Source organism: Pseudoalteromonas sp. NZS71_1 (genome assembly GCF_015864305.1).
In the GTDB taxonomy this organism is placed as follows: domain Bacteria; phylum Pseudomonadota; class Gammaproteobacteria; order Enterobacterales; family Alteromonadaceae; genus Pseudoalteromonas; species Pseudoalteromonas arctica.
Window position 1 is genome coordinate 228,759 of sequence record NZ_JADYXM010000003.1, and the last position, 18,295, is coordinate 247,053.

Genomic DNA, 18,295 nt, shown 5'->3' on the forward strand with positions numbered 1-18,295 from the left:
CTTTAGCTATTTTAGAATTTGTAACCACTAAAATGCTCGACCATCAGTATATTATTTGTAGCTAAGATAATGATTTGCTATATGGCAGTAACACCACAAGGTAAGAGACACACCCTTATCCTAGTTACAATTGCGCTCAAGTATACATATACCTTAGTGCTAGGGGAAGTGTTCGCGGTGTATCACCTTATGCCAAGTTAAAACTCAGCATAAGGAACAATAGGGGTGCCTGGAAACTCAAGTGTTCCGTACACAGGATTAAAGTAGTAACGTATATAAAGCTGACCAAAATTTGGTTCGTAAAAGTCAGAACGATCGATGGCTAAGTAACCACCAAAGAACCAATTCGGCGTTATTCTATACTCAAAACTACCTTCAATATTATATGAAACACCAGAACTTGTTTCACCTTCAAATACAGGATCAACACCTGTTATTGACTCTCTATCATATGCAGCTATTTGCAAATCGCCATCATTAGGGAAGAAATCAATAGATTGAGTTTTTGTTTGCGAGTACGAAACACCGGTTTTTAATCGATAAACAAAATCATCTCCCCAACGCGCGTCATAAGTGAGTGGCACAGATAAACCTACATAGTTTTGTGGGCTGTAATAACCACCATGACCCCATGTTTCTTCACTTAAATTATACTTGTATGCCCAATGTAATAAGCTAGCGCCTGCGGTGAATTCACGCTCTTGATTGCTAATTACACGGTAATAAGTACCGCCCATCATACGATAGCGTTGGTTGTCTTTTACATTTTGGCCTTTATATAGGGTAAAGTCGGCGCTTGACCAAAAACCCCATTTTCCGCCTAAGTCGTGTGATACATTAGCAGTTAGGCCTGTAGAGCGAACACCACCCCAAACTTCACCTGTTTTTACATCTTTAAGACCTGCATAAGAAAGTACTGAGCTCGTAACTGGGCGTTTTTCAAGTTCTAGGCTGTATCCAAAGTCGCCAAAACTGTCTGCGTAATTTACACCCCATACAATGTCTTCAATTAAAAAGCCAAGTGGGGTAGTGCCTACATCTACACGCCAGTTTTCGTTTTGCCAACCAATACCTATATCTACACCACTTTCCTCAGGTGTTACTTCATCGATTGAACAGGTAAAAATACACAGTGCACCTTGTCCATAGCGGCTGCCAGCAAATTGCTCATCAAAGCGCGTTGTTTGTGCGCTAATAGTAGTTGGGTCTACTTTAATAAACCCTTGGCCTTGCCAAAGCGGAAAGTAAGCTTCAATCGGGACTAAGCCCGCACCAAGTGTTGCTTCGCTTTCGGTGCTTGTTTGCCCACTAAAGTTAACACCAATAGCAATGTATGCTTGGTTTTTGTTTTGCTCGTTTATTAGCTCTCTTTTAGCACCGTTTACATACCATTCATCGTTTTCATCTATTTTTGAAAGCGCTCCGTAAAGCTCTTTTTCATTTAATGTACGATTAGGAAATAGGGTTTGCGTGTACCAAGATTGTGCTTGTTCGGTTTCGTTGAATTTGCTGGCTACTTGAGCGCCTAAATAACGTAGTTCTTGATCGTTGGGTGACTTTTCAACAAGTTGCTTAGCTAAGTAAAGTGCATCCCCTGAGTAATTAAACTCATTGAGAGATGACATGATTTGGCGTTGCAAATAACCTTCTTGCGATGTGGTTTGCGTAATCGCTTTTTGCGTAACTTCTTTTGCTTGAAAGTCGTCCCCAAGTTCTATGTATGCATTAGCAATAGCGAGTAGTGCTTGAGGCTCAATGGTTTGTTTATTTTGTACTTTTTGCTGGTACAAAATAACGGCCGCTTCGCGTTGTTCAAGTGCTAAATTTGCATTAATAAGGGCAGTAGTTGTTGCTGGAGTATTTTTATATTTTTGATCCAGCTGGTTAAGCTTAGCGATTAAATCACTACCATTGTAATACTGAGTAATATAGCTATTTTGTAGCTGTACATATTGAGTTGTTTCGTTTTCAGTTGCGCTCTCTGGTAATACGTACTTTTCAAACCATTGCTTCGTTTTATTTTCATCACCTTGCTCTAAAAGCCACTCACCATAAAGTGTATGCCAATAAGCAGAAAGAGAAGGCTCAGCTTCCAGTGCTTTGTTTATAAGTTTTATAGCGTGTTTTTTTTCATTAATTCGATACCAGCTTCGCGATAACTCTGCCTGCATAGCGGGTGTTAAATTTTGTGCCTCTAGGTTGCTTAAATGATAGATTGCAGTGGCTTTATCTTTAGCATCAAGGTGGCGCTCACTTTGTGTTAAAGACTCATTAAGTTGCAGCTGCTGTTCAAGCGCAATAATGTCTTTATCTCTGGATTTAAATGGAATGTACTGCAATGTTTTAATAGCACCTTGATAGTCATCAAGAGAGCGTAAAAAAAGCGCGTGGCTGTAACGAATCTGAGGGTTTAACGGAAATTGCCACAGCACATTATTAAATAAAGCGCGGGCCTCTTCTGTCAGCCCCTTTTGTTGGTATATAAAGGCTAAATCGTAGTATAACCAAGGCTGTTCTGGCGCTATTTCAATAGCGTCTTTTAGTACTTTTTCGGCTTGCTCTAAATCTCCCGACTGTGCAAACGTATTTGCCTTTGCGCGGTACTGACTACTTAAAGATACAGAATAAGATTCTTTAATTAGTTTCTTTTGATTAAACGATAAACTGTTGTAAAAAGAGGTTAGGGCTTTTTCATTCTGCTCTAATTCAGCTATTTCAAGTAGACCTATTAAAGCGCTGCTATTAAGTGGATCACTTCTTAAAACAATTTGATATGTAAGTGCAGCCTGTGAATATTGCCCTTGAGCAAATTGTAATAAACCTTTGTTATATATTACTGTATTAGTTTCTTGTTCTAAGGTGGCTGCTAAATCAAGCTTAAGCTTAGCCGTTTTAAATTCTTTATTATTAATGGCATTTTTAGCTTCGCGTATATAAAGCCAAAGCTTAGCTGTTTTTGCTAATTCTTGTAGTGTTTCACGTTCAGCGAACTCAGTTGTGTACTTTTGTGCACGAGTAAAATATTGATACGACTTTTGGTTTTCACCAAGGCGTAAATAGAGTGTGCCAAGGCTTCGCATTATAGCGCCGTCTTGCGGTCGGCCTCTTAAAGCTTTTAAAAGTAAAGGCTCTGCGGCAGCAAGTTTATTTTTCTCAAGTAATCTATCGCCCCTAACCCAAAGCTGATAGGCGGGGTCGGCAAGAAGTGTTTGACGTTTTTTATAATCTTTTAGAAAATCTTGGTATTGTAATTCACCTTTACTACTAAAGGGATAAAGAGTGAAATAGCGCTGATACTGCTTAACTGTATCATCCGTTAAGGGCATTTCTAGCAAAGCACTAAGCCAAATATATTCTACTTCATTAATAAAAGTAGGGCCTGCGCCATATTTACTTAAAATATCAATCGCTTTTTTATCTGTAAGATTACGCCTAAGTAGGTGACGGGCATAAGCAATTTCTATCTGCGCAATACTTGGGTAGCTTTGAGCTAATTTATTATAGCCTTTTTTAACACTTTCCCATTGGGAGCTATCTTGTCCATACCAGCTTAAATGCTCAAGCTCGTAATCTAATGTAGGGTAGACGTTTTTAAAAATATTATTATAGATTTCGCGAGCTTGTTCATAACGACCCGCGCGAGCCAATAATTTAGCTTGCTGAATTGAAGATTTGTCTTTTCCTTCAGTACGCGAAAGGACTTTTAGCTTTTCAACGCACGGAGCTTGTTTGGTAAGCCCATTATCTATTTTACTTAGTAATTGGTTGGCTTTCGCTGATTCGCCATTGGCAAAATCATAACGCGCTACTGCGCACTGCGTTTCTATTCGGGCAGGGGCAATAGCGACTAGCTTTCGTAAGCTATCTTCAACTAGTTTTTTATTTTGCTGTGCTTCACCAATACCTATTTGGCTTAGTAACCAATCAACAGATTGCGTATCAATATCGTTGACTGTGTTAGCGCTCAATCCAGAGCTAAGCGCTAATGTGCAAGCGAGGGCAAACCTTAACGGCATTCAGTGCTCCATACCGGTTGTAGCGTCCCATCTGCTGTAATTGAAAAACGCTTATTTAAAGCACTTGTACCAAATAAGTTAAGTACGCTGTCGTAATAACGAGTCTGGGTAAATGATTTATCAATCATTAGTTTTTGCTGAATAGCCATTACTGTAGAATTATCGTTATTAGTTGCTAGTAAAGGTAATAAAGCTGAGTTAAAGCCTAGAGGGCCTCTTTTTTCAGATTTTCCAGATTTAGCAAAAGTATTTAAAGGCACGTAACCACGTTTATTAATTGTTTCTATAAAAGGGTTGAATTGCGCTAATAGCTCTTTTTTATAAGGTGCGTTGTCTGCCATCATACTTGCCCATAAATATACTCTAATAGCGTTGTAACTGCCCAAATCGCTCGTTTTTTTATCGTAATAAAAGCCGTTATTTGCATCAAACATTACCCAGTCAGGGGTAACACCTTGCTTTGCTGTATCTAAAATCAACTTTGCTGAGCCTTCGTGCAGTTGATGCCAAGGCGAGTGTGGATAAAGCTTTTTAAACTGCTGATAAATAAATAACGGTGAGTAGCTTGGGTTTAACTTAAAACGCTCATTATCAAATTCAAAACCAGTAGGGGCGGGTAGTAATGATAAACCTAGGCCCGAAATATAGGCGGTTTCTTCACGCATTATTCGCTGTGCAAGTACGGCTGCTAATATGCTGTAGCGGCGGTCATCCCAAAGAATAGCAGCTTGCGATAAACTGTATGCTATCCATAAGTCAGAATCAGACGCTGGATTTGAATCTAAAATTCCGCCAACATTTTGATTGTTAACACCCCATTGCCATGCCGGTAAACGAGTGCTTAAATCACCTTCTGATAAATGTTCTTGCGTCCAATCCAGGACTAGGTCAAACATTGCTTTGTCATTTGCTACGACAGCAAAAAATAAGGCATAAGACTGGCCTTCAGAGGTTGTGACTTTTTGCTCACTCCCCAAATCAATAACGCGACCATCTTGGCTTATAAAGTTACTTTTAAACGTTTGCCATGCATCCCATGGTTGGCATTGCTCTATTTGTGCATTGGCATTAAAGGTAAATAATGCAATCACGGTAAAAAATACATTAATGAGTGACTTCATTACTTATCTCCTTCAGCTAAGCGCTTGTATGTTAATGCTTGTAGTAATCGCCATATAATAAATGAGATCAGCAGTAGTGTTAAAATAGACAAGAGTGCCAGTACAAATGGGTGATCCGATAAATGGAACCAAATTAGGGTATGCACAGGAATGTGACCAACAAAATATTGCTCATCAGTTTTAATTGTTTTAATGCCTTGAGAATTTATGACCGCAGCACTGCCTTTAATTTGCGCAAGAGCTTCTGAACTCATTAACGCATCATCTAGTAGAGTAAAGGCTTTTTGTGATGTTGCACTAAGCGATACAATTGAACGCTCTGAATCAAACGGTGATTGAAAGCCAGTAATAACGGCCATATCACCACTACTTTTTATACTTACTTGGACTTTATCTGTTGTCTGCTCATCGTAAGCACCATTGTATATGGCTTGTTTTATAGCGCGCTGATTATTATCAAGCAGGATATTAGTTTGCGCATCTTCATCTAAGTTATTAGCAATGCTATTAGGTTTTGCGATTACTAAGATGTCTTTATCATCTAAGTTGGCATCTTGATTTAAATGAGCAACACTTATTCTATGAGCTGGGTAGCCTGTAATAGCACCAAAGTGGCCTGTTAAATTAAACAATACAGATAGTGCTTTAGGTGATGGAACTTCATCTATCAATACTAAAGTTTGTTGTAAGTCTGCGTATTTTGTAAATGGGAATCCGCTGTTTGCAAATACATTTAAATCAGGTAAAGCCATGTAATGATCAAACCCACTTACATCAATGTTAGAGTTTCCATCAATTACCCCGTACTCGCCACCAGGTGGAGCAACGGCACATTCGCCTTTTTTAAGTACTGCAAATCTAAAGTCAAAATTTAACTCATTTCGGCTGGCAAGATTAATACCGTCTAATGAAAAGTCTTCAGCGCTTTGCGTTGTGTCTGTATTAGCAATTAAAGGCAGCAACGTTTTAGCGGTAGTTAACGATGAGTCTTTTTTATCAAGTAAAAAACCACTTATAAATTCTTGGTTTATTAACATGTTTAAACGTGAATTTAATGTTTCGCTCTCTGGCGTATTACGGTATTGCAAAGTAATAGGAATACCTTTTTCACGCCAAGTAAATAAATCTGGTGCAAAACGAACATTTAATTTTATAGGGCCGTTGTTAAGACCCTCAGCTTGTAACTGAGTTGGGTAGTCAATAAGCTCGTCAAAGTGCACGGGACGATCGTTTCTTAGCCATCTCGGCGCATCATAAGCTTTACGCAGTGGGAGTTTGTTAATAGCCTCGATGCTTGCACTTCGGCCAGTCATAATTTTATGACCAAATACAAGACCAGTGACCGCTGTTTTTAAGTCTTTTTCGTCACGCCCCAAAATTAACAGCATTTTATTGTATCTGTGAATAGGGCTTGAAATTAGCTCGACGGTTGGCTTTTCAACATCTGGATAATCTTTTAAAAAATCAGGTTTTGAGTCATTAGTAATAAACACCACACTGTGCTGCTCTGGTGCTTTATTTAAAACTACTGGAAAGTTAGCGCCACGCCAGTCAGCTTGTGCGCCAAACCAACTAGATAAAGTGGCTGCAGCTTCGATTGCTTGTGTATTAGGTGTGCTTGCAAATACAAAAGGTAAGTTTAATTTGTTGTAATCTTTAGCATCAAAAAATGGTTCTGGTAAATATTCAAGGCGGCTATCAATTGCTAACTGTTTTTGATCAAGCGTGATGTGGCTTGATTTGTTTATTTCAGTCCAAATTGAGCGGCTAAAGTAATCTTGGCATCGTAAGTCGTAGTAGCCAACTAGTTCAAAGCGAATTTGGTTGTAGTCTTGAATGTATTTAGCATTTAGGTCTAGGCTATGACTTACCGTATTTTTTACAATACTTAATTGCTCATTAATAGGTAAAACAGTAACTAAGTTATCGTTAAAATAAACTTTTAAATGCGATACATTAGCCAGCAATGAAGGTGAGTTGGTGTACGAAAAGTTAAGCTTTAGATTAGTGCTTAATTTATCAATTCTATTTGTGAAATCGACTCGAGAATTATTATTCACGCCGTCGAGTTTATAGTCGTTGAACCCTAACTTTTCAAAGCTAAGACGTAAACTAGAAACCTGAGCGCTCTCAGGGTAGCCATTTACAAACATAGTTTTGTCGTGCATAGGCTCGATAGCGAGCACTTGATATGCGCTACTAATAAGTAACAATGTTAGAAATGTATTAAGTAACTTTTTAATCATAATTATTATGCACTATCGGTTTTTTTGGAGTAAATGAATTTATGTAAATGACAGTATTAGTCATAAACTTAATTATTGGTTGTAACGCTCTTGGGGCATGAAATAATAAATTACTAAAGCCCCGTAAACTGGTTTTTTGCACTTCTTTGAAGCTATACGATGGACGGTCATGTCTAAAGTTATTTTGCCAATCTAGCCAAGCATCTGCTCTGGAGAAAGTACATTGTATAAAAGCTCTTTGCTTTTCGAGAGATAAATCTTTAAGTGTAAGGCCAATTTGTTTTTTACGGGTATTACATACATACGTTGTAAACGAAAATTGCTTGTTACCGCGACTCATTAATAATTCGATTTTATCGTTAACGCGGCATAAATGTGCGTGTTCAGTCTCTATACCTACACCGTTATCTGAATAATCCGTTATTTTTACTTTTAAAGTATGACCATTTGCTAAACGAACGCCGGCAGGAAAGTTTGCCTTTATACGATGCGAGTGCCTCACTTGGCGAGCCTCAGCAGCAACCGCAACCGCAGCACCCAAAATAATAATATTATAAAAAGCCCAACCCATACTTATTATAAGTACGCCAATCTGGCTTGAATCACCTAAAAACAGACGCAATACACCCACTATTATTCCAAGTAAGTTAATAAGTAAGAGAATTAAATACGGTTTAGAAATCCCCCAGTCGTAATGCTCTTCATCATTTAAACCGCCTTTTTCGGTTACGTTAAATTTACCTTTATTAGGATTAAATAAAGCAACGGTAGTTGGTTTTAGTATGTACCAAGCAAGTACTGACTCATACACTTCACCCCAGAAGGAGTAACGGTATTTACCTTGAATACGTGAGTTAGTCGCTTTTATTTGAATTAGTGTCGGTACCACATAGATAAAAATAGCAATAAAAGGAGCATAAATTATGTAGGCATTAAAATATATTAGCGCTAAAGGAGCTGTTAAAAATACAATACGAGGAATACCCGAAAGGAAATGCAACATTGCGTTTATATAGCATAATCGTTGAGGAATGCTTAAACCTTTACCCATCAATGGATTATCAAGCCTAAATATTTGCGCCATACCACGCGCCCAGCGAATACGTTGGCCTATATGCGCTGACAAGCTGTCGGTTGCAAGGCCTGCGGCTTGTGGGATGTTTATATATGCAGTTTTATAACCTGCGCGCTGCATACGAAGGGCCGTGTGAGCATCCTCAGTTACTGTTTCAAATGCAAAACCACCAATATTATCAAGCGCTTCTCGTTTTAATACGGCGCAAGAACCACAAAAGAAGGTTGCATCCCACATGTCGTTACCGTCTTGAATTAGTCCATAAAACAACATGTTTTCGTTAGGGATTTGACTGTGGTTATTAAGATTTCGCTCAAATGGATCGGCAGAAAAAAAGTGATGCGGTGTTTGGACTAAACACACTTTACTGTCTTTTAAAAACTGTCCCATTGTCATTTGTAAGAACGAGCGAGCAGGAACGTGGTCACAATCAAAAATTGCGATATATTCGCCATCGGTATAACGCATAGCGCTATTCATATTACCGGCTTTAGCATGATTGTTATCCGAACGCGCTAAATAACCCACTCCAATCTCGGCTGCAAAATCCTTAAACTCTGAGCGCTTACCATCATCTAATATATAAACATTTAGCTTGTCTGCAGGCCAATCGATACTTAAAGCAGCGAGAGTAGTGGGTCTTACAACGCTTAACGGCTCGTTATAAGTTGGAATATATACATCAACAGTTGGCCATAGGTCAGTGTCTTTAGGTAAAGGCACTGGTTTTCGCTCAAGCGGATTAACTGTTTGAAAAAAACCTAAAATCAGTACAAGCCATGCATATGTTTCAGCAAGTAGTAAGCCGCCACCTAGTGCAAGTGCAAGTGGATCATCCCAGTTTAAAGTCTCAGTGTAACGCCACCATAAGTAACGAGAAGAGGTAGTTACTGACAAGGTGATCATGACAATGGTTGCCATTTGGCCTTTTACTCGTTTAAGTGCATACGCAACTAATAAAATAAAGCTTATAAATACGGCTTGAGCTTCCAAGCTAAAAGGAATTGTAATGAATATTGCTAATAAAAATAAAATAAACGCGAGGATGACGTATTTAACTAATTTATTTTGCCATACACGTGCATCAGCCATGGCTTTAAATGCACTTTTTTTAGGGCCTTTTTTGTTTTTTGATAGTAGGCGTTTTAATAATTTACCTAACTTTAAATCAAACCAACGTAATTGCCTTAAAAGGTAGCTAACGCCATCATAGAAATAATTAACTGCATCTTCTTTTACTGAACTAGATTTAAGCTGGTTTTTGAAAAACACTAAAAAAACACTTTGAATAATAAAGCGTAATATATTTGAGTAAATATAGGTTCGGTAAGGCAACCTTAAATGAGGGTAGTAGTCATAAAGGGTAAACTCAAAGCTGATTTTATGCTGTTTAATGTTTATAAATAGCGAGCTTAAAAGCGTAATAAAAGGCATTAAGAAAGCTTCAATTACATTTACTTTATGTTGATTAAAGTAGCTATGAAACTTAAATAAAATGTACCGAACTAACTTATCAGTAAATAAAATGCTCAGCAGCAAGTATAAAGTGCTGTGAATAGGGCGCTGATAAAATAGTGTAATGCTCATTTTATAAGGCCGCTTTACTAACTAGCCAACCAGCTAGTGTTTCAAAGTCATCGTTTGCGACACTATATGGCGCGCAATTAAGTGCTACATTTCTGTATGCGGTTGACTCTTTAATAACTTCGTCACTATTAATAAAAAAGGGAGCCATAAGGGGAAGTGTTGATTGCCATAGGGAAAATAAGTCAAATTCTAGCGTTGATGCAGAGTTATAGCGGTTAACTAAAAAGTAATGTTTCCAATTGGTATCTGAATATTTAAGTTTTTGCAGGCGTCTGTAAATTAAGCTGTGACAAATAGCGTCGCAATTAACAAGTTCAATTACAATATCGTCTTTCTCTAATGGGTAGTGAGAAAGGTTAATATGTGAAGGGCAGTCAAAAAGTATCCAGGCTTCGTTGTTATAATTTAGGTTTTTGCATTTATTGACCATTTTAGTGATGTTATCGGTGCTAGTGTCGTCGTTATCACCAAATGGTAAAAATATAATGCCATCGTTATCTTGGTGAAAATGCGTAAGTGCATCTTCAAAGCGCACTTCATTACTCCAGCCTTTGGTGTATTTCCACGGTAAACCAAAATGTAAACCTAAGTCACTTTTTGCATCTAAATCGATAGCAACAACGTCAACGTCAGACTTTTTTAGCACGCATGCAAGATTGGCAACTACAGAAGTACTGCCTAAACCGCCTTTGATACCTTTAATGAAAACTCTTTGCAACGGGGTTACCTATCCTTAGTTTAACTAGTGTATGTGTTTAGTTCGTTGTTTATCTCTTTAAGCAATGCATATTTATTAATTGTATTATTATTTTGCTGCTTGTTTACGATTTCTATGTAGTCATCACTCTTTCCACCAAAACGCAGTGTAAGGTTTTCTATATCACTCGATGTTAACGTTTGTGAGTTTTTAGATGTTAAGTTGTTCATCTTTACCTTTACAGTTACTTTAATTATTTTGATTAAAAGTGGACAATATTTGGCTATTATATATAGAATAACGGTTAAAACTAGTAAAAAAGTATTTTTTATAGGGCATTTTAAGTGCATAACTTTAACATAACGGGATTAGAGCCTGCTGCAAAAGAGTTAAAATCGGCTTCAAGTTATGCTGTTTTAGCCCCTTTAGACAATTTTGCAATCGAATTAGCGTTACATTCAATTAACCAAAGTTTGGCTAATGATATATATATAGTTTCTCAAGAGGCTGAATCATTTTTTGATTCTTCTTTTTCTGCATCGTTAAATTATGCTTATGAACATAATCGAGTACATCCTTTTTCGTTGGCCCCAGAAACACAACACTATTCAATTGAGCGAATCAATTCAGGTATTATAAAAGAGATAAGTGCTTATAAACGTCTAAACGAAGCGCTCATTTTTGTTCATTTTAATACAACACAGTTAAACAGTGCTGGCGAAAAAAGCTTAAAACTGATGATGAATGAGTACAACGACTTTGTTCGTCGTACCGGAGCTACATTACTATTTTTAATATCTGGGCCTGATATTGCTAACTACCGTTTTTTAGTTAGGCGATTAAATAATGTATTTGATGGGCTGGTTTTTGTTGATAATGATTCTGCAATGCGAGTTCTTGAATATGATTATTGGCGCCATAGCACGGGTGTTATTGCTGGTGAACATTACCCGTTATTATTAAGTAATAATCAGTTTGTTGTTCAAAAGGGAATAATAAGCGAGAGCAAAGCACCTAAAAGTTCAGACTTTTCCGATGAAGACGATGTTTGGCTTGTGCAAAGTGCGGTGCCCGAAGGTACTAAATTACCAATGCACTATAACAGTGTAAAAGATAATAATGACTTATTTAATAAAGGACCAAAGGTAGAAGCAGCCACCTTAATTTTTGCAGTAACGCGCTACACTGATTTAGCGTTATTAGGTAAGCAGTGTTTTGAACTTAGAAAAAACTGTGGGCGCTGGTTAAAGCTTGTTATTCAAAATGTTGATGGTGTTATTCGCCATCAAGATGAATGTTTATTTTTAACATTGGGTGTAAACCTTATTCTATATAGTTTTTCAGAGCCTTCTCGGCTGCTCTCACAAATTCAATCTATTCAAGGTTTTCAGTTTTCTAGGCCTTTACCTCCCTCAGTTGAGGACGTATTGAAATACACCGAAAACACTTTTTCGAAAGGATATTTACCTTTTATTGAGTTTACAAAACAAGTAGAAATTCATAGTGACTCAGCCGTTAATTTAGGTGTGAGCGGTGTGCTAGTAAAGCTTGAATTACTGCCACGAATTGACCCAATACACCCTTTGCATTTATTTCATATTAAACGCGAAGGTGATGTATTTAGTATTGCAGATAATACAGTTTATTTATATTTGCATGCTTGTAGAGAGAATGACGTTGATAATGCGATTAAGCATTTGTTTAAATTAAAAACAAGCGATTTTTTTGTACAGCAAAATGTAATTTCTGATCACTTTTACATTCAACAAGAATGTAAACAATTAAGGCGTTTTTATAAAGGTAAGAGTGTTGTAGATTTCTCGCAAAAACTTGCCGAGAATGATAGCTATAAATTTGCACCTGATATAGCAAACAGCGTTACTGAAAATATTAACACACCTGAATTTTCTAGCAAAAGCCGCCCAGATGCTAAGCCTTTTATAATGAAATTAAGAGATAACTTATGAGTATGAATCAGCTTTTAATTACCGTGTTTCTTGCAATGGTACTTGGCGCGGTGCTTTGTATGCTAGGCAAATACATTTTATCTCAAATAACAAAATATTATTATAAGCTTACTTTTAAACATGAAGTACTAGAGCCTTATACACCAAATACAGTAAAAAAGGATAAGAAGTGAAATTATCAGGTTTAGGGGTTTGGAACCTTTATTTTTTAGTTAAGTTTGCTCTGTTTTATTATGGTGCAATTGATTTTAACGTATTAACTAATGCGGCTTTTGCTGCGTTGCTTGCGATTAAATTTAAACAGCCATTAATAGAGAAGGCAAAACATATAGTAGGTGCTGTGTTTGCTGTGGTATTACTTTACCAAGACTCATGGTTGCCACCAATAAACAGGTTGACTAAACAAGCGGGTAACGTTCAAGATTTTAGTTTTGGTTACTTTATTGAGTTATTAACCCGTGTTATTAACATTGATATGTTATTGGCTTTGTTCGTAATTAGTGTGTGTTTTTGGTATACATCGCAATGGATACGCTTTACAACAGTCACTATCGTTGGGCTGTTAGTTGTAGGATGGCAAGGGGGTAACTCTCAATCACAATTTGTTAACAATGTGGCTAACCCTGAGCCGGTTACACAGAGTCAAAGTAATCCTCAAACACAAGTGATCACTCAGGCAGCACAATCTCCTGATCAAAAATTAGCTGATTTTTATCAACAACAAAGCTTATTAATGAGTCACTTTCCAAGCCAAGTAAATGGTGAACTGTTTGATGTAATTATTTTGAACATATGCTCAATGGCTGTTGCTGATTTAAATGCTATTGGTGTAAGTGTTACTGATATGTATAAAGACTTTGATGTGGTGTTTTCAGACTTTAATTCGGCTACATCATACAGCGGACCAGCTGCGGTAAGGCTACTGCGCGCTAGTTGTGGCCAAACTAGTCAAACGGCATTATTTAAAGAGGCACCTGAACAATGTCACTTGTTTAAAAACCTAGAGAAACTAGGTTATCAAAATAATGTTGTGATGAATCACGACGGACATTTTGATGAGTTTAAAGGTTTAATAAATAAGTATGGTGGCCTAGATAGCACGCCATTTAATATCGATTCAATGCCAGTGGCGCTTCGAGGTTTTGATAATAGCCCTATTTACTCAGATGAAGCTGTGCTGGATGGTTGGTTAGAGCAAGCTGATGATTGTAAGCCGTGTGCGATGTACTACAACACCACAAGTTTACATGACGGTAATCAGCTAGAGAATCAACCAAGGGTGAATAGTAAAGAGACATACCCAATCAGACATAAAAACTTGTTTGCTGATATTAACCAATTTGTAAAAAAATTAGAAAAGCGTGGTCGCAACGTTATGTTAATGATAGTGCCTGAACACGGCGCTAACTTAAAAGGTGATAAAGTACAATTTGCAGGATTACGTGAAATCCCTAGTCCTGCAATTGTGTCTGTACCTGTAGCGATTAAATTTATAGGCCCAGACGTACAAAACTACTCGCAAATTGTGGTTGATGATTCAACAAGTTACTTTGCGCTTTCAGAGCTGGTAAGTAAGACGCTGCAAACTGATGTGTTTGGTGGGAATAATAGTGTTGCTAATTTACTTGAAAACCTACCTAAAGCACCTAAAGTTGCTGAAAATGAAGGCACAATAATGATGTATGTTAACCAAAGACCATTCATACAATTAGATGGTGGTGATTGGTCAGCTTACCCACAAGGTAAGTAGTCTCATAATAAGATTTAATAAACAGCACTGGTATAGTTAAATATAGATATCAGTGCTGTTTTTCTTCGTTTAATTACATCCCACCCTTTGGCTCTAAAAGCTATTTTGTCCAAAAATGTTTACAATAAACTACCTTCTCAAAGCGACTTAGCGTATTATTCGGCTAATATAGTTTTTCCTTCTTTGAGGATGTATGCGTCTAGATATTCACTGTGCTGATCGAATTGGTATTGCTCAAGAAATCCTTAATATATTAGTTAACTACAGCGTTGATTTGAAAGGAATTGAAGTCGATTCTGTAAATTGTCGTATGTACGTTAGTTTTCCCGAAATTGAATTTGAACAATTCCAAAAAATTATGCCATCGATACGTTTAATCGACGGCGTACATGATGTGCGTACCACTGCATTTTTACCATCTGAGCGTGAACACAACGAATTAAATACTTTACTACGTGCATTGCCTGATGGGGTTATCTCTATTGATGCTAAAGGCTGGGTGCGTTTATGTAACGATGCAGCATGTAAAGACTTACAGCTAATTGAAAAAGACGTGATTGGTGCAAATATTAATAACCTGCTTAAAGGCTTTAACTTTACACGCTGGTTAGAAGGTAAAGAAGTACTCGGACAAACTACTCGCGTTGAAGTTGCTGGTGAGGATTTTATTGCAGACATTTTGCCAATTGCAGTGCCTCAAGGTAGTGAAGGTGATGTGCTTGCTGGTGCGGTTATTAACATTAAATCGCAAAGTCGGTTAGGGCAGCAAGTCAGTGCATTTAGACGTTACGGGCAAGAAAGCTTTGCTACTATTCATAACTTTAGTACGGCAATGCGCCGAGTTGTGCGCGAAGCACGCAAAATGGCGCAACTAGAAGCCCCTATTTTGATTACTGGTGAAACAGGAACAGGTAAAGAGTTATTAGCTAGAGCGTGCCATTACGCATCTAATCGTTCTGTTAAACCTTTTATTGCACTGTCGTGTGCTTCACTTCCTGATGATGTTGCTGAGTCTGAGTTATTTGGTTATGCCGGGTACGAAGAAAATGCAGCGCCAAAGCGCGGTGTATTAGAGCAAGCCGATGGTGGAACTGTATTTTTAGATGAAGTTGGCGAAATGTCGACTCAACTACAAACTAAGTTACTGCGTTTTTTACAAGATGGTACGTTTAGAAAAGTAGGCGATGAGAACGAAGTTAAAGTAAATGTACGTATTGTTGCCGCTACTCAAAAAGACTTACCTGCAATGGTACAAGAAGGGGTTTTTAGAGAAGACTTATATTACCGTATAAACGTGCTTACTTTAGAAATAGCGCCACTAAGAGATAGAAAAGCAGATGTAGGACCACTTGCAGAGCATTTTATTCAAAAATATGCGCAACAAAATGGTCATGCAATTCCTGTTTTATCACAAGAGTGTTTGAGCTTTTTACAAGAGTATCCGTGGCCAGGAAATGTTCGTCAGCTGGAAAATGCAATTTACCGCGCAGTGTCGTTACTAGATGATAGCGAGCTTCGCGTAGAGCATTTGCAGTTACCAACTTTTACCCATGATTTAGGGTATTTAGAGTCTGATTTTGAGGGCTCACTAGATCAAGCTGTTAAGCGCTTTGAAGCGACTTTACTTCGCAAACTCTACCCAGCTTATCCAAGCTCACGTCAGTTAGCTAAGCGATTGGGTCTAAGTCACACCGCGGTAGCTAATAAGTTACGTGATTACGGTATTAACCGAAAAACAGTAAAAGTGTAATTGGCCTAAATAAATTAAAATATGGGGACTAATTTTTAGTGCCCATATTTTTTGTTACCCCGTCAATTGCAATCGTCTCGATACCTTCTTCATTAAAGTTCATTACAATGCTGGCGTTATTACGAGTGAAAAAATAGCTACGGTCATTAAGTTCAATAACATAATCGCCTTTTACGGGGTCGCTAAATTGCTGCTTTTTTAAAGTGATCTTATGTTCGCCAATTTGCCATTCAAACTCTTCAATAAATCCATTATTAAATTCTTGCACCCATATTTGGCTGTCATCTTTTGAAAGCGTTATAGCTACCGAGTAAGAGCTAGGGATCTGCTCCATATTGTAACTTTTAGAGCCAATAGTGAATTTTTCAGCTTTTTGCTGCCATTCAAAACCAAATTTAAATTCTTTAACTACACCAGTAGGGTAAGTAACAGAGCCTTTACCCGGTAATGAAAAATCGGCAAAAGCATTATAACTAGGCACTAATAGAGTTAGCGCAGTAATAATTTTTAGTTTTGACTTCATGAGTTATCTTTTTATTGTAATAGTGATTTAAGATTAAAGTAGAATATTCGTCTTCGCAAGGGGCTATGCTACACTCGAATAAATTTAACAGGTAAGACCTTTTTTGTGAACTTATATATTCGACTTTTATTATTGTTTTTTAAAATTAAACGTAACAAGCAATATCAAAATTTACTTGATACGGTAGATATTGATTACAAAGCTCTACCTACTGATTGTGACATTAATTTACATTTAACAAACTCACGTTACCTCGCGATGATGGATTTATCTCGAACTTGGATGACTGAGCGCGTTGGCTTGCTTAAACAAATAATGAAGCGTCGCTGGTTTCCGATTGTTAACGCAACTGCTATTACTTATATTCGTGATATTAAGCCTATGCAGCGATATACAATAAGTACTAAGTTAGTTGGATGGGATCATAAATACTTTTATATTGAGCAAAAGTTTCACTCAGAACGAGGTTTACATGCTATTGCTTATGTACGCGGTGTATTTAAAAGTAAAAAAGGTATTATAAGTATTGAAGAAATGCTTGAAGTGGCTGGTTTTGATGGCCAAACACCTATATTGCCAAGTGAAGTTATGCACTGGAAAGAAATGCTAGAGCAGAAAAAGTTAAGTAACCTGCCCTAATCTCTACAAATGAAAAAAAGGCCTTTCGGCCTTTTAACACACATTGTAATTGGGTAACTACGTACTACTTTATATATGCTTTAAAAGCTGTATCTAACACCGAACATAGCAACAACGGGGTCAAGCTCAACAGTTGATGTAAGTGCTTTTGCACCATTAGCATAAACAGTGGCATCGGTATCAATATCCATAATTGATACCATGGCGTGTAGACCCCAGTTTGCATCAATTTTATAGTTAGCACCTACCTGAGCCATAAAGCCAAACGAATCATCTAATTTTACTTCTACATCGTCTGTTCCTAGTGTTGCTTTAAGTGCTTGAGAAGGTTGCTCATCAAAAAATGCAGTGTAGTTTATGCCTACGCCTATAAAAGGTCTTAGCGCATAACTTGTGTCTAAAAAGTGGTATTGCGCAACTAAAGAAGGAGGAAGCTGTTTTATATCTGCAATTTTGTTGCCTGCTAAGCCGCCTGCGCCATTTACATCGTGTGAAAACGGTGTTGCTGCTATTAGTTCTAACACCCATTGATCGTTAAATGCATAATCTACGGTGATACCTAGTTGAGTATCTGAATCACCTTTAAGGCCCAGCGTAGGTGCTTCATTAATTGCTGAGCTACTGTTATCAGGGTTTACGTTAATAGCGCCAACATTTACGCTAAAGTTAGCGTGTGCAGCTGGAGAGAGTGCTAATAAAGAGGTTAATAATGCGATGCTAATTTGAGTTTTCATGTTGTTCTCCAAGAACTACTGTTTGATTGGCGCTATTATTACCGAGCAATAAAAATGAAAACCTGTTCTAGATCAAAGTTTAAAAAACATTTTAACCTTGTGGAATGCTTTATTGATTTAGATTAAATTTAGCGTCGTTCTGCTTTTGAAAAGATTGACATATTTATTTCATCAACAGTCATATGAATGT

The 18,295-nt window shown here is 37.4% G+C and carries 12 protein-coding genes; 4 read left to right on the forward strand and 8 right to left on the reverse strand.

The window, feature by feature from the left end; genetic code table 11:
* Positions 1 to 197: 197 nt before the first annotated feature.
* From I6F43_RS06360 to bcsR, 6 genes are read right to left on the reverse strand one after another with little or no spacing between them, the layout of a single operon-like run.
* Complete coding sequence (locus tag I6F43_RS06360) at positions 198 to 4,016, reverse strand: cellulose synthase subunit BcsC-related outer membrane protein (RefSeq protein WP_197101496.1); 3,819 nt, start codon at positions 4,014 to 4,016, stop codon at positions 198 to 200.
* Positions 4,007 to 5,137 (reverse strand): cellulose synthase complex periplasmic endoglucanase BcsZ, encoded by a 1,131-nt coding sequence (gene bcsZ, locus I6F43_RS06365; protein WP_197101498.1) that lies wholly within the window; start codon positions 5,135 to 5,137, stop codon positions 4,007 to 4,009. Before bcsZ ends, I6F43_RS06360 begins: the two co-directional genes overlap by 10 nt.
* The gene (gene bcsB / locus I6F43_RS06370; RefSeq protein ID WP_197101500.1) at positions 5,137 to 7,383 is read right to left on the reverse strand and encodes a cellulose biosynthesis cyclic di-GMP-binding regulatory protein BcsB; all 2,247 of its coding nucleotides are present in this window, start codon (positions 7,381 to 7,383) and stop codon (positions 5,137 to 5,139) included. Before bcsB ends, bcsZ begins: the two co-directional genes overlap by 1 nt.
* Positions 7,376 to 10,045: a UDP-forming cellulose synthase catalytic subunit gene (gene bcsA / locus I6F43_RS06375; RefSeq protein WP_007581342.1), complete on the reverse strand. Its 2,670-nt coding sequence runs from the start codon at positions 10,043 to 10,045 to the stop codon at positions 7,376 to 7,378. Before bcsA ends, bcsB begins: the two co-directional genes overlap by 8 nt.
* A gap of 1 nt (position 10,046) precedes the next feature.
* Positions 10,047 to 10,763, reverse strand: a complete 717-nt coding sequence (gene bcsQ / locus I6F43_RS06380) for a cellulose biosynthesis protein BcsQ (RefSeq protein WP_197101504.1) — start codon at positions 10,761 to 10,763, stop codon at positions 10,047 to 10,049.
* Between the two features lie 20 nt (positions 10,764 to 10,783).
* Positions 10,784 to 10,972, reverse strand: a complete 189-nt coding sequence (gene bcsR, locus I6F43_RS06385; RefSeq protein ID WP_007581346.1) for a BcsR/BcsP family cellulose biosynthesis protein — start codon at positions 10,970 to 10,972, stop codon at positions 10,784 to 10,786.
* 114 nt (positions 10,973 to 11,086) lie between these two features.
* Here bcsR and bcsE point away from each other — a divergent pair, with 114 nt between their 5' ends.
* The 3 genes from bcsE (at position 11,087) to tyrR (ending at position 16,209) form a co-directional block, all read left to right on the forward strand.
* Positions 11,087 to 12,709, forward strand: coding sequence for a cellulose biosynthesis protein BcsE (gene bcsE, locus I6F43_RS06390; RefSeq protein WP_024593571.1), 1,623 nt, complete (start codon positions 11,087 to 11,089; stop codon positions 12,707 to 12,709).
* 169 nt (positions 12,710 to 12,878) lie between these two features.
* Positions 12,879 to 14,459 carry a cellulose biosynthesis protein BcsG gene (gene bcsG, locus I6F43_RS06395; RefSeq protein ID WP_121954444.1) on the forward strand — a complete coding sequence of 527 codons (1,581 nt, stop codon included), beginning with the start codon at positions 12,879 to 12,881 and terminating at the stop codon, positions 14,457 to 14,459.
* Positions 14,460 to 14,652: 193 nt separating this feature from the next.
* Positions 14,653 to 16,209, forward strand: a complete 1,557-nt coding sequence (gene tyrR, locus I6F43_RS06400; protein WP_010555118.1) for a transcriptional regulator TyrR — start codon at positions 14,653 to 14,655, stop codon at positions 16,207 to 16,209.
* 28 nt (positions 16,210 to 16,237) lie between these two features.
* On the opposite strand, the gene I6F43_RS06405 is transcribed toward tyrR, so the two are convergent.
* A complete protein-coding gene (locus tag I6F43_RS06405) occupies positions 16,238 to 16,732 on the reverse strand; it encodes a hypothetical protein (RefSeq protein WP_007581357.1) in 495 nt (164 codons plus the stop codon).
* A 105-nt stretch (positions 16,733 to 16,837) separates the two neighbouring features.
* On the opposite strand from I6F43_RS06405, the gene I6F43_RS06410 reads away from it, so the two are divergent.
* Entirely contained in the window at positions 16,838 to 17,371 is a 534-nt protein-coding gene (locus I6F43_RS06410; protein WP_002958217.1) for a thioesterase family protein, read from the forward strand.
* A gap of 80 nt (positions 17,372 to 17,451) precedes the next feature.
* On the opposite strand, the gene I6F43_RS06415 is transcribed toward I6F43_RS06410, so the two are convergent.
* Positions 17,452 to 18,105 carry an OmpW/AlkL family protein gene (locus I6F43_RS06415; protein WP_002958218.1) on the reverse strand — a complete coding sequence of 218 codons (654 nt, stop codon included), beginning with the start codon at positions 18,103 to 18,105 and terminating at the stop codon, positions 17,452 to 17,454.
* Between the last annotated feature and the right edge of the window lie 190 nt (positions 18,106 to 18,295).